This window comes from Arthrobacter sp. ISL-65, assembly GCF_018613795.1.
GTDB lineage: Bacteria > Actinomycetota > Actinomycetes > Actinomycetales > Micrococcaceae > Arthrobacter.
In genome coordinates, this window is record NZ_JAGGPN010000030.1 from 1 (window position 1) to 12,720 (window position 12,720).

Annotated in this window: 10 protein-coding genes; 1 reads left to right on the forward strand and 9 read right to left on the reverse strand. The window is 66.2% G+C overall.

Translation table 11 applies throughout. From position 1 onward, the window contains the following. Window positions 1-26: 26 nt before the first annotated feature. The 3 genes from J7I85_RS12515 to J7I85_RS12525 all read right to left on the reverse strand — a co-directional run bounded on the left by J7I85_RS12515 (window position 27) and on the right by J7I85_RS12525 (window position 3,551). Window positions 27-515, reverse strand: coding sequence for a PTS sugar transporter subunit IIA (locus J7I85_RS12515; RefSeq protein WP_214852181.1), 489 nt, complete (start codon window positions 513-515; stop codon window positions 27-29). A gap of 50 nt (window positions 516-565) precedes the next feature. After that, complete coding sequence (locus J7I85_RS12520; protein ID WP_214852182.1) at window positions 566-2,317, reverse strand: glycerol-3-phosphate dehydrogenase/oxidase; 1,752 nt, start codon at window positions 2,315-2,317, stop codon at window positions 566-568. Between the two features lie 97 nt (window positions 2,318-2,414). Continuing rightward, window positions 2,415-3,551 carry a GuaB3 family IMP dehydrogenase-related protein gene (locus tag J7I85_RS12525; protein WP_214852186.1) on the reverse strand — a complete coding sequence of 379 codons (1,137 nt, stop codon included), beginning with the start codon at window positions 3,549-3,551 and terminating at the stop codon, window positions 2,415-2,417. Window positions 3,552-3,582: 31 nt separating this feature from the next. Here J7I85_RS12525 and J7I85_RS12530 point away from each other — a divergent pair, with 31 nt between their 5' ends. Beyond that, window positions 3,583-4,212 (forward strand): hypothetical protein, encoded by a 630-nt coding sequence (locus J7I85_RS12530; protein ID WP_214852188.1) that lies wholly within the window; start codon window positions 3,583-3,585, stop codon window positions 4,210-4,212. Here the strand turns inward: J7I85_RS12530 and J7I85_RS12535 are convergent. From J7I85_RS12535 to J7I85_RS12560, 6 genes are all read right to left on the reverse strand, one after another. Further along, window positions 4,184-6,043 carry an ABC transporter ATP-binding protein gene (locus tag J7I85_RS12535; protein ID WP_214852190.1) on the reverse strand — a complete coding sequence of 620 codons (1,860 nt, stop codon included), beginning with the start codon at window positions 6,041-6,043 and terminating at the stop codon, window positions 4,184-4,186. The genes J7I85_RS12530 and J7I85_RS12535 overlap by 29 nt on opposite strands. 107 nt (window positions 6,044-6,150) lie before the next feature. Beyond that, entirely contained in the window at window positions 6,151-7,662 is a 1,512-nt protein-coding gene (guaB, locus tag J7I85_RS12540; protein ID WP_214852193.1) for an IMP dehydrogenase, read from the reverse strand. 167 nt (window positions 7,663-7,829) lie between these two features. Beyond that, window positions 7,830-9,890 carry an acyltransferase family protein gene (locus J7I85_RS12545; RefSeq protein WP_308159470.1) on the reverse strand — a complete coding sequence of 687 codons (2,061 nt, stop codon included), beginning with the start codon at window positions 9,888-9,890 and terminating at the stop codon, window positions 7,830-7,832. 184 nt (window positions 9,891-10,074) lie between these two features. After that, window positions 10,075-11,685, reverse strand: a complete 1,611-nt coding sequence (gene groL / locus J7I85_RS12550; protein ID WP_214852204.1) for a chaperonin GroEL — start codon at window positions 11,683-11,685, stop codon at window positions 10,075-10,077. Between the two features lie 84 nt (window positions 11,686-11,769). Continuing rightward, entirely contained in the window at window positions 11,770-12,063 is a 294-nt protein-coding gene (gene groES, locus J7I85_RS12555) for a co-chaperone GroES (RefSeq protein WP_214852206.1), read from the reverse strand. Window positions 12,064-12,281: 218 nt separating this feature from the next. Further along, window positions 12,282-12,683 carry a hypothetical protein gene (locus J7I85_RS12560; RefSeq protein ID WP_214852208.1) on the reverse strand — a complete coding sequence of 134 codons (402 nt, stop codon included), beginning with the start codon at window positions 12,681-12,683 and terminating at the stop codon, window positions 12,282-12,284. Between the last annotated feature and the right edge of the window lie 37 nt (window positions 12,684-12,720).

Below are 12,720 nucleotides of genomic sequence, written 5' to 3' on the forward strand. Positions count from 1 at the left end.
CGACACGAAAGGGCATGCCCCAATCTCTAGTGGTCGAAAAAGACCAGGCTTGAGTTGATGAGCTCTGCGATGATGTCGGCATCGTAGGCCCGGCGCAGCGACTCGCGGAAGGATTCCTTGGAGAGCGATCGCGCCAGGGTGGCGAGGACCTCGAGGTGGTCCGAGAACGAGCTCGCCGGCGTGGCGATGAGCAGGACCACGGTGGCGGGGCCGTCCGCGGCCCCAAAGTCGAGGGCCTTGCCGTACTTGGTGATCCCGACGGCGATCGAGGTCTCGGAGACAAACTCGCTGCGGGCGTGCGGCAGGCCCACTCCCCCGGGCAGTCCGGTGGCCAGCTGGTGCTCACGGGCGTTCACGTGCGCCAGGAAGCCCTCGAGGTCAGAGATCCGGCCGGCGTCATACAGCTTCCGTGCCAGCTGGCTGGCCGCGTCCACCTTGTCCTCGGCATCCATTTCGAGGATCACCATGTCCGGTGTGGTGAGCTCGGCATCGTAACGGTCCAGTGGTTCCGCCAAGTGGTGTCCCTTCAGTGAGGCCGGGGCCTGTCCGGCGGCGGTCTGCGAACTCAGCGCAGCGGGACGATGTCCTCCGCGCCCAGCCGGGCAGCATCCGCCGATTCATCATCGGGCTGCTGCTGACTGAGCCGTTCGGCTTCCACCCGCGCAAGATAATGCTTGACTTCGCTTTCCCGCTGCGCATCGCTCCAGCCAAGAATTTCTCCCATAAGCTTAGCGACTACCGGTACGGCAGACACACCACGGTCCCACGCCTCGATGGAAATGCGGGTGCGCCGGGTCAGGACGTCGTGCACGTGCCGGGCGCCTTCATGGGTCGCCGCGTAGACTGCCTCGGCCTGCAGGTAGTCGTCCGCGCCAGGCAGCGGTTCGGCCAGTTCGGGCCGGTCCTGGATGATGGCCAGCACCTCCGATGTCATGGATCCGTAGCGGTTCAGCAGGTGCTCCACGCGGGCCACGTGCACCCCGGATTCCTCGGCGGTACGGTTGCGGCGGTTCCACGCGGCCTTGAATCCGCTGGCTCCGAGCAACGGGATGGTCTCGGTGCAGCTCGGCGGCACGCGCTCGTCCATGCTGCGGACGGCTTCGTCCACGGCGTCCTTGGCCATGACCCGGTAGGTGGTCCACTTGCCGCCGGCCACCACCACCAGGCCGGGCACGGGGTGGGCCACGATGTGCTCACGGGAAAGCTTGGCCGTGGAGTCGTTTTCCCCGGCCAGCAGCGGCCGCAATCCGGCGTAGACACCTTCCACGTCTTCCCGGGTTAGGGGCCGCTTGAGGACCTTGTTGACGTGCTCCAGAAGGTAGTCGATGTCCTTGCTGGACGCCGCAGGGTGGGCCTTGTCCAGGTGCCAGTCGGTGTCCGTGGTACCGATGATCCAGTGCCGACCCCACGGGATGACGAATAGCACCGACTTCTCCGTCCGCAGGATCAGCCCCACCGTTGACTGGAAGCGGTCCCGCGGCACCACCAGGTGGATGCCCTTGGACGCGCGCACCTTCAGCTGGCCCCGGTCCGTGACCATGGCCTGGGTTTCGTCGGTCCAGACCCCGGTGGCGTTGATGACCTGCTTTGCGCGGATGTTGAAGTTGGAGCCGTCCTCGCGGTCCACCACCTTGGCGCCCACCACACGTTCGCCTTCGCGCAGGAAATCGACGACGGCGGTCTGGTTTACCGCGTGCGCGCCGTAGTAGGCGGCGGTCCGCACCAGGTTTGCCACGTACTTGGCGTCGTCCACCTGTCCGTCGTAGTAGCGGATCGAGCCGACGAAGGCGTCATCCTTCAGGCTCGGGGCGGCGCGAAGGGTGCCCCGGCGCGACAGGTGCTTGTGGAACGGCACGCCCCGCTTGTGCCCGCCGGAAATGGACATGACGTCGTACAGCGCGATGCCGGCACCGATGTACGGCCGCTCGACGAAGTGTTTGGTCAGCGGGTACAGGAAAGGCACCGGCCGGGCCAGGTGCGGCGCCAGCTCCGAAAGCAACAGCCCCCGTTCCTGCAGCGCCTCCTTCACCAGGGCGAAGTCGAGCATTTCCAGGTAACGGAGGCCGCCGTGGATGAGCTTGGAGGACCGTGATGAGGTCCCGGCGGCCCAGTCGCTGGCTTCCACGATGCCGACGCTCAGGCCGCGGGTGACGGCGTCGAGGGCCACACCGGTGCCGACAATGCCGCCGCCGACGATGAGGATGTCCAGTTCCTTGCCCGGCTCCGTTGAAGCCTTTAGCGCGGCCAACGCGGCCTCCCGCGCCTCGGGGCCGAGTGCACCCCTGGTCACCGCCGGACGTTCACCGAAACCGGTCATGACAGGCCTCCATCCTCATCGAACGTTGTAGTTCACCAGAGTACTTCGTACGCCTGCCGATGGGCAGGGTGCGGACTGTCTTGCCGGGGGCCGCAGGTCAGTTACCGGCGTAGGGCGAAACCACGACGTCGACCCGCTGGAACTCCTTGAGGTCCGAGTAGCCGGTGGTGGCCATGGAGCGGCGGAGCGCGCCGATCAGGTTGGAGGTCCCGTTGGTGTGGTGACCGGGGCCGAAGAGCACCTCTTCCAGCGGACCGACAGTTCCGATGTTGACCCTGTCGCCGCGGGGCAGCTCGAGGTGGTGCGCCTCCTGGCCCCAGTGCCAGCCCTTTCCGGGGGCCTCCTCTGCCCGGGCAAGGGCGGTGCCGAGCATGACGGCGTCGGCACCCATGGCGATCGCCTTGACAATGTCGCCCGAGGTGCCCATGCCGCCGTCGGCAATCACATGGGCGTAGCGTCCGCCGGACTCATCCATGTAGTCGCGGCGGGCGGCAGCGACGTCGGAGATGGCGGAAGCCATGGGCGAGTGGATGCCCAGGGCGCGGCGCGTGGTAGTGGTGGCACCGCCGCCGAAACCGACCAGAACGCCGGCCGCGCCGGTGCGCATGAGGTGCAGGGCGGGCGTGTAGCCGGCGGCGCCGCCCACGATGACGGGGACGTCGAGTTCGTAGATGAACTGCTTGAGGTTCAGCGGCTCGTGGTCCTTCGAGACGTGCTCGGCGGAGACCGTGGTTCCGCGGATCACGAAGATGTCGACGCCGGCGGCCACCACGGTCTTGTAGTGTTCCTGGGTGCGCTGGGGGGTCAGGGACCCGGCCACGGTGATGCCTGCCGCGCGGATCTCGGCCAGACGCGACGTGATCAGTTCAGGCTGGATGGGTGCTTGGTAGAGCTCCTGCATCCTGCGCGTGACAGCCGGACTGTTGGTTTCGTCCGCAAGCGCGCCAATCTCATCCAGCACGGGCTGAGGGTCCTCGTACCGGGTCCAGAGGCCCTCGAGGTCCAGGACGCCCAGGCCGCCGAGCTTGCCCAGCGCAATGGCCGTCGCCGGGGACATGGCCGAATCCATGGGTGCCGCGATGACCGGCATGTCGAACTTGTAGGCATCGATCTGCCACGAGACGGAGACGTCCTTGGGGTCACGGGTGCGACGGTTGGGGACGATCGCAATGTCATCCAGGGAGTAGGCACGACGCCCACGCTTGCCACGGCCAATCTCAATCTCGTAAGTCACTGCTCTAGGTTATCCCAGCTACAGTGGCCGAATGGGCGGACGCTGGGTCTTCGACGGCCACATCGCAGGCATCGGGACGGGCTCCGGACTGCGCGCGGTGGTGGGGATATGGCAGGAATCGCCCTTCGGTCCGTTCGCGGATGCGATGGTCCAACTGCCGTCGGGGCGGCGGGTATTGCTTGCTCCAACTGACGAGGTGGCTGAGTTCATCGCCGCCACCTACAGCTTCGAGGAGGTCCGCGTGGTGGACGTCTCTGCCGTGCTGGCAGGGCTGTCGTTGACGGTCGACGCCGGTCCCTTGGCTCTCCGGGCCAGCGTCGGCGGGAGGGCCCTCCTGGGCTCTCTGCTGCGGACGGTCCCCTGGCCCGTTGCCGTGAACACCCGCTGGCTCGCCGCCGTCAGCCCGCTGGCGGCGGTGGCCACCCGGGGAGCCCGGACATCCGGCACGGCTGGGAACGGCAGGCTCGAGTATTACGGGGTGAGCGATCTGCACCACATCAGCTCCGCCGGCGTCAGCTGGGAGGGCAGGGACGCCGGACCGCTGTCCTCCATCAGCCCCCCGCTGACCTTCGGATTCAGCAGCGTCCCCCCGCGGCCCAGCCTCGCCCGGGTCCGGACCACCGTGACGGAAGCTAGATCCCCCCGGCCTCCTCGACACTGAGCTGGGACTCGAACATCCGGAAGTACCGGCCGCGTAGAGCCACCAGTTCCCGGTGCGTGCCCTGCTCCACGATCCGGCCGTCCTCCAGCATGTACACGATGTCCGCCTTCTCGATCGTGGCGAGCCGGTGGCTGATGGCGATGATGGTGCTGCTGCGCTCGGCGAACAGCCGGGTGAAGATGCGGTGCTCCGCCAGCGCGTCAATGGCGGAGGTGGGCTCGTCCATGACCATGAAGGAGGCGTTCCGGTAGAAGTTCCGCGCCATGGCGAGCCGCTGCCACTGCCCGCCGCTCAGTCCGCTTCCCTTCCGGCCGCGCGGATCCTCCATCCAGTTGCTGACGTGGTTGTCCAGGCCGTTCGGCAGCTTGTTGATGAAGTCCAGTGCCTCTGCATCGGCGGCCGCGCGGCGAATCCTTTCGTCGTCGCGGGGCGAGTCGACGTCGCCGAAGAGGATGTTTTCGGCTGCGGTGGCGAACTCGTACTTGAGGAACTCCTGGCTCAGCACCGCCAGGTGGCGGTGCCAGGAGGTGACGTCGACGGCGGCGAGGTCCACGCCGTCGAGCATCACCTGGCCCGAATCCGGGCGGTAAAGTCCGGCCAGGATGCGGATCAGCGTGGACTTCCCGGCGCCGTTCTCCCCTACGATGGCGATGTGCTGGCCCTCGCGGATGGTCATGCTGATCCCGCGGATCACTTCGATGTCACTGCCGGTGTACGTGAAGCGGATGTCCCGCAGCTCAACCGTCTTTGGCGCCTCCAGCAGCGGCGGTGCGTGGCTGGAGTGCACGGGCAGTGCCATGAACAGCTCGTAGTCCTTCAGGTTGGCGAGGTCCTCATCGATCGAGCTGAGCGAGGACACCAGGCTGTTCGCCGTGGACAGCGCCCGGCTGACGATCTGCTGGACGTAGAGGAACTGCCCCACCGGCTGGGCGCGGGCGATGATCTGGCCGACCACCCAGATCAGCGAGACAACTTCCGCGGCGTACTGCAGGGCGTCGGCGGCCAGCTGCATGGGGATGTACCGCTTCTGGAAGTCCAGCCGGCGCTTCTCGTCCGCGTCCCGGAGCCGGGAGCGCAGTCCCATGAGGTACCCGACGATCCCGTACAGGCGCATCTCGGCGATGTGCTGGGGGCGGAGCAGGTTGGTCTCGATCATCCGCCGCTGCCGGCGCGAATCCACCTGGGTGTTCCAGTGCGCGATCTGCTCGCGGGACAGCTTGAACTGCAGGTAGACGCTGGGGACGATCGCGACGAGCACGATCACGGCGATCCACCAGCTCACCAGCAGCAGCGCGCCGATGGCCAGGATCACCGACACCAGCTGCGTAAAGATGGCCGCGATCCGGTCCAAGACCCTGGCGTAGGAATCGGAGAACCGCTTGGCGCGGTCGTAGAGGTCCACCGTTTCCTTGTCGTCGTAACGCCAGAAATCCAGCGCAAGGAACCGCTCGTACATCAGGTCGCCCACGATGGCACCCACCCTGAAGCTCATGAGCTGCTGAATGTAGCGGTCCACGCTGCCGAACGCGCCCCAGAACAGTCCGAGCGCCGCGGTGATGATGACGTAGACGATGGCCTGCTGCCCGGCGGCGGCATCCCCGTTGTAGGCGGCGGCCAGCGCGGTGGTGGTCAGGCCGGCGAAGTACGTGGTGACCAGGGGCAGCACCGCCGAGATCAGCGAGCCGGCCACCTTCATGAGCACGGCGCCCGGCGACGCGCGGAAACTGACGCGCAGGACCTGGGCCACGGCACGGGCGTAGGGCTTCAGTGCCAGCCGCCGCTGGGGTTCCTTCTTCGGGTTCAGTTCGGCGGGATGGCTTGGTTGGGACATGGCTCCAGCCTAGTCCCGGGCGTGTCCGCTGGTTGAGCCTGCCGAAACCGAGGTTTCGGCACGCTCAACCGACGGCGGTTTCGACAGGCTCAACCAGCGGCTGGGGGTCAGCGCGAACCGTAGTTCGGCGCCTCGACGGTCATCTGGATGTCGTGCGGGTGCGATTCCTTCAGCCCCGCCGGGGTGATCCGCACAAACTTGCCGCGGGCCTTCAGCTCGGCAACGGTCGGCGCGCCGGTGTAGAACATGGTCTGGCGGAGGCCTCCCACCAGCTGGTACGCCACCGAGGCCAGAGGGCCGCGGTAGGCCACGCGGCCTTCGATGCCCTCGGGGATGAGCTTGTCATCGCCGGAGACGTCGGCCTGGAAGTAGCGGTCCTTCGAGTAGGACGTGTTCTTGCCGCGCGACTGCATGGCACCGAGGGAGCCCATGCCGCGGTAGCTCTTAAACTGCTTGCCGTTGACGAAGATGAGCTCACCCGGGGATTCGTCACAGCCGGCCAGCAGCGAGCCGAGCATCACGGTGTCAGCACCGGCGACCAGCGCCTTGCCGATGTCCCCCGAGTACTGGAGACCGCCGTCGGCGATGAGGGGAACGCCGGCCGGAATGGCAGCCTTCGCCGATTCGTAGATGGCGGTGATCTGCGGAACGCCCACACCGGCCACCACGCGGGTGGTGCAGATGGAGCCCGGGCCGACGCCTACCTTGATGCCGTCGGCACCGGCGTCGATCAGCGCCTGGGCGCCTTCGCGGGTGGCGGCCTGGCCGCCGATGATGTCCACGTGCGCAGCAACCGGATCGGACTTCAGGCGGCGGATCAAGTCCAGCACACCCTGCGAGTGGCCGTTAGCGGTGTCCACGAAGAGGGCGTCCACGCCGGCGTCCACCAGCTTCATGGCGCGTTCCCAGCCGTCACCGAAGAAGCCGATGGCGGCACCGACGCGCAGCCGGCCCTCGTCGTCCTTCGTGGCCAGCGGGTACTGCTCGGCCTTGGTGAAGTCCTTGGTGGTGATGAGGCCCTTCAGGCGCCCCTGTTCGTCCACCAGCGGGAGCTTCTCGATCTTGTTCGTTGCCAGCTTGTGCGAAGCTTCGTCGCGGCTGATGCCAACGTGGCCGGTGACGAGCGGCATCTTGGTCATGACGTCGCTGACCAGGCGGATCGGGAAGTCCGACTCCGGCACGAAGCGCGTGTCGCGGTTGGTGACGATGCCGAGGAGGCGGTTGCCGTCGTCGACCACGGGAAGGCCGGAGACGCGGTAGCGGGCGCACAGCTCGTCAAGTTCCAGCAGCGTGGCCTCGGGACCGATGGTGAGCGGGTTAGTGATCATGCCCGACTCGCTGCGCTTGACGCGGTCCACGTGGTCAGCCTGGTCGTCGATCGCGAGGTTGCGGTGGACGACGCCGAGGCCGCCCTGGCGTGCCATGGCGATGGCCATGCGGGACTCGGTGACGGTGTCCATGGCCGCGGAAAGCAGCGGCGTCTGGACCGTGATGCGCTTGGAGATCCGGGAGGACGTGTCGGCCTCGGAGGGGATCACGTCGGTATGGCCGGGAAGCAGCAGGACGTCGTCGTACGTCAGGCCGATGAAGCCGAAGGGATCGTGCTCGGGCTGGGTCATGAGTGCGCCTCTTACCTTGGTTTACAGGTTCACGGGTAGGGGTTGCAGCCGATGACCAGCCCGTCATTACGGGACTGGCCTGTGCAGAAGTATTGAATAAATTCTAGAACCTCGGCGGCGATCCCCATATTCCGGAACGGCTTTGTGAGCAAAGGCACGCGGCCGGGCTACTTCCACCCGGTGGCGGCCAGGAGCCGCTTCTCGAACATCGGAACCATGGACTGGACGTAGGTCTTGGTGAGGTGGTTGTCGTCCTTGTAGACGTAGACGTTGCCCACCACGGCCGGGCAGATGCCGCCGGCGCAGATGAAATCGCTCATGTCCATCAAGTGCAGCCCGTCCACCTTGCCCCGGTACGCATCCAGCGGCGACTTTGCGGCAAGGGATTCGCCCAGCGGCGGGTTGCACTCCGGCGCCTCGGTGCCGTACTTCTGGACGCATTCGGGCATGTTGATGGCGAAGCGGGGGTTGTCCCGGACCCCCACTACGTCTACCCCGGCGTCAGTGAACGGCTTGATGCCCTCCAGGTAGCCGGGCACCTCAGTTTCGAACGGGGCGTCCTTGTGCGTCATGGATGCCACGGTGAACACTGCGTCCGGCTTGTGCTCCATGACGTACGCGGCGCTGGCCTTGTTGAAGGCGTTGCAGTCGGCGTCGCGCTCCGGGGATTCGGCACCGAACCGGCAGTTGCCCTTCAGGAGGGTGACCACCTCCCAGCCGTGGTCCCTGGCGATGGGGCCGAGCGCGGCCATGTACTGCTGCGCGTGGGAATCGCCGAGCACCACGATCCTCTTGGTGACCTTGTCCGGCTTGCTATTTTGCAGGCATCCGCTGAGCAGCGGGTCGCTGGGGACGTTTTCGTCGGTGCACAGCCCATCGATGTCCGCCCACTCGTTTTTCATGGCGGCAGGGGCGGGGATCACGGTGGCTTCCGGCGTCGCTTTGCCGGCGTTCTCCGGTGCCAGTGCAGCGGCACCGGGAGTCAGTTCGCGCGGCTGCGCGGCTGCTGCCGCTTCCTCTGCGGTCAGCTTGGTCTGCCACACCGCGACCGGCCCGGCCAGCAGGGCGCCACAGGCAAAAATCACGACGGCGGTGCGCCAGGCCCGCAGTTGCGGCCAGTGCCATTCGCGCAGGGGCTTTTCGACGAAGCGCGTGGTGAGTACAGCCAGGACCACAGAACCGGCCACAACGGCGAGGCCCTGGACCAGGTTGGGCTTTTCGATCCCGGTGGCTGCAAGTGACAGGACCAGGATGGGCCAGTGCCAGAGGTACAGGGCGTAGGAGTTGTCCCCCAGCGCCACCAGCGGCTTTGAGGTCAGGAGCCTGTCCACGCCGAACCGGCTGCCACTTTGGCCGGCCACGATGATGGCAGCCGCGGCCAGGGTGGGCCACAGCGCAATGAAGCCCGGGAAGGACCGGTCAACGGTGAGCAGCAGCCCGCAGGAAATCATGGCGGCGAGCCCGGCCCAGCCCAGAAAAACGCGCAGCGCCTTCCCCGGCTTCAGGTGGGGCAGCACCAGTGCCAGCAGCGATCCCAGTGCGAACTCCCACAGCCGGGTCCGCGTGTCGAAGTAGGCGTAGGCCTGGTTGCTGGCCGTCTGGTCGATGGAGAATACCAGGGAAGCGATGAAGATGCCGCCGAAGGCAAACATCAGGACGGTCCGGTAGCTGACATCCCGGCGGCACCGCAGCAGCCGCCACACCAAGGCGGAGCCGGCGAAGATGAGGGGCCAGAGAATGAAGACCTGGCCCTGGATGGACAGCGACCAGAAGTGCTGGAGGGGGCTGGCTCCGGAGTGGTCCTGCGCGTAGTAATCCACTGCCGTGCTGGCCAGCAGCCAGTTCTGCCCGTAGAGGAGGGAGGCCCAGGCCTCGTTGAGGACGTCCGGCCAGCGGCTCTGCGGCAGGACCAGCGAGGTTCCGGCCAGCACACCCAGGATCACCACGACGGCGGCCGGTATCAGCCGCTTGAAGAGGTGCAGCCAGTGGCTCACGAGGCGCAGCGGCGTGCCCTTTTCCACCTTGCGGACGAAGGACATCGTCAGCAGGAACGCCGAGATGAGGAGGAAGATGTCCACGCCGCCGGAAACCCGGCCAAGCCACACGTGGTACGTGACGACCATGAGCACCGCGAGGGCACGAAGGCCCTGGACCTCGGGCCGGTAGCCCGGTTTGGCCTTCAGCCGGGCAGCCCGCGGCTCTTGGGTGTGTTCCTTCGTTTCTGGCACAAATAACCCCTCAAACGGCAGCACAAAGTATCCACGTTACCGTTTCGTGATTTTTCAGACCAATCAAACGCACTGGATGTGACCGGGGTCTCAGCCGGGGAAAAGCCCGGCCATACGCAAAGGAGGCCCGGCCAGCGACAGCTGGACCGGACCTCCTTGTGAAGCCGCGAGAGCGGGCTGCAGCCTAGTGGCTGTGGCCTGCGTGCTCGTTTTCCTCGGCCGGCTTTTCAGCCACGAGGGTTTCGGTGGTGAGCACCAGCGCAGCGATGGAGGCTGCGTTGCGAAGAGCTGCACGGGTGACCTTGACAGGGTCAATGACGCCCGCCGCGATCAGGTCCTCGTACTCGCCGGACTTTGCGTTGAAGCCGTGGTTGTTGTCCTGCTCGGCAACCCGCGCGGCCACAACGTAGCCGTCGTGGCCGGCGTTCTGGGCGATCCAGCGCAGCGGCTGGACCAGTGCACGTCGGACGATGCCGACGGCAGCAGCCGCGTCACCTTCGAGTGCCGTGACGGCCGGGTCCTCGTCCAGTGCCTTCAGCGCGTGGATCAGGGCGGAACCGCCACCGGCCACAATGCCCTCTTCGAGGGCGGCGCGGGTGGAGGACACTGCATCTTCGATGCGGTGCTTCTTTTCCTTCAGCTCAACCTCGGTGGCTGCGCCGACCTTGATTACACCGATGCCGCCGGCCAGCTTGGCCAGGCGCTCCTGCAGCTTTTCCCGGTCCCAGTCGGAGTCGGTGCGGGTCAGCTCGGCGCGCAGCTGCGCAACGCGTGCTGTAACGTCCTCGGCCGAACCTGCGCCGTCGACGATGGTGGTGTTGTCCTTGGTCACCGTGATGCGGCGGGCAGTACCCAGCACCTCGAGGCCAACGGAGTCCAGGCTCAGGCCCAGTTCCGGGGACACAACCTGGGCGCCGGTCAGCGTGGCGATGTCCTGCAGCATGGCCTTGCGGCGGTCGCCGAAGCCCGGAGCCTTGACGGCAACCACGTTCAGGGTGCCGCGGATGCGGTTGACGATCAGCGTGGACAGGGCCTCGCCGTCGACGTCCTCGGCGATGATGAACAGCGGCTTGGAGCTCTGCAGCGCCTTCTCCAGCAGCGGCAGGAATTCCTGCACCGAGGAGATCTTGCCCTGGTTGATCAGGATAAGGGCGTCCTCGAGGACAGCTTCCTGGCGCTCGGTGTCCGTGATGAAGTACGGGGACAGGTAGCCCTTGTCGAACTGCATGCCCTCGGTGAGCACCAGCTCGGTCTGCGTGGTGGAGGATTCCTCGATGGTGATCACACCATCCTTGCCGACCTTGCCAAATGCCTCGGCGAGCAGCTCGCCCACCTCGTCGCTCTGGGCGGAGATGGCGGCCACGTTGGCCACCTGGCTGCCCTCGACGGGACGGGCGTTCTCCAGCAGGCGTGCTGCGATGGCCTCGACGGAGACCTCGATGCCGCGCTTGATCTGGCCAGGAGCGGCGCCGGCGGCAACGTTGCGCAGGCCTTCCTTGACCAGGGCCTGGGCGAGCACGGTGGCAGTGGTGGTGCCGTCACCTGCGACGTCGTTCGTCTTGGTGGCGACTTCCTTGGCCAGCTGGGCGCCAAGGTTCTCGTACGGGTCGTCCAGTTCGATTTCCCGGGCGATGGTCACGCCGTCGTTGGTGATTGTGGGGGCGCCCCACTTCTTGTCCAGCACGACGTTGCGGCCGCGGGGACCAAGCGTCACCTTAACCGTGTTGGCGAGCTTGTCGATGCCGGCTTCAAGCGACCGGCGGGCAGCGTCGTTAAACGCAAGCTGCTTTGCCATGGTTTGTCCTTTCAAGACAGAACCCCGCGCAGCCGCCCGGTCAGACAGAATCAGACTCGGGCAGCGGCACGGGGATCCAAAGAGTTACTTAACGACGATCGCCAGAACGTCGCGGGCGGAGAGCACGAGGTACTCGGTGCCGCCGGTCTTGACTTCAGTTCCGCCGTACTTGGAGTAGATGACTACGTCGCCAACTGTTACGTCGACCGGTACGCGGTTGCCGTCTTCGAAGCGGCCGGGGCCTACTGCAACAACTTCGCCTTCCTGCGGCTTCTCCTGGGCGGAGTCCGGGATGACCAGGCCGGAAGCCGTGGTCTGCTCGGCTTCGAGCGGGCGAACAACAATACGATCCTCAAGAGGCTTAATAGAGACCGACACTCGGACCTCTCCTTTTCGTCAAAATTCATGGACAGTAAAAACTGTTGCGCCATGGCGGCAGACCGTCGTCGCGGTGCCGGCAGCAGCCAGGCTGGCAGCTCTTCGTGTGTTAGCACCCTCCTAGGGAGAGTGCTAATGATGACTCTATGTAAGGGGTTAGCACTCGGTCAAGGTGAGTGCCAGAATTTCATCCGCCGTAACCCGCGCGGACCCTTCGTTCAGCGCCCGGCGAGGTCCTCGAACCCCAGGTCCTCGCCGCCGTCGGCGTCTTCGTCCCCCGCTTTCCGCTGTTCGCGGACAAGCACTGCGGCGGCCGCCGCCGCGGTCACGACCGACACGATGAGCACCACGATGCCGCCAACACGCGCCCCCAGGTACAGGTCCCGGATCTGACGGGCTTCCTCGGTGGCATCGCTGATGTTCTTGCCGCCCACCGAGTAGACGGTGGCATTGAAGGAGTCCAGCAGGAAGATGATCACCAGCAGGACAAGACAGACGACGGCGACCACGGCTCCGGCGACCAGCACCGGGCGTGCGTACCGGACCAGGCGGCTATGCTGTGCCGGACCAGGGCTGGTGCTTTCGGGCTGATCGGGGGTTGGCGTTTCGCTGGATTCCATTCAGACCACCCTATCGGGAAGAGCTTGGGGCGGCCGC

Excerpts from the sequence above, each read along its gene's own strand:
- J7I85_RS12520 (WP_214852182.1), bottom strand. The coding sequence starts at position 2,317 with ATGACCGGTTTCGGTGAACGTCCGGCGGTGACCAGGGGTGCACTCGGC.
- J7I85_RS12530 (WP_214852188.1), top strand. The coding sequence starts at position 3,583 with ATGGGCGGACGCTGGGTCTTCGACGGCCACATCGCAGGCATCGGGACG.
- J7I85_RS12535 (WP_214852190.1), bottom strand. The coding sequence starts at position 6,043 with ATGTCCCAACCAAGCCATCCCGCCGAACTGAACCCGAAGAAGGAACCC.
- guaB (WP_214852193.1), bottom strand. The coding sequence starts at position 7,662 with ATGACCCAGCCCGAGCACGATCCCTTCGGCTTCATCGGCCTGACGTAC.
- groL (WP_214852204.1), bottom strand. The coding sequence starts at position 11,685 with ATGGCAAAGCAGCTTGCGTTTAACGACGCTGCCCGCCGGTCGCTTGAA.
- J7I85_RS12560 (WP_214852208.1), bottom strand. The coding sequence starts at position 12,683 with ATGGAATCCAGCGAAACGCCAACCCCCGATCAGCCCGAAAGCACCAGC.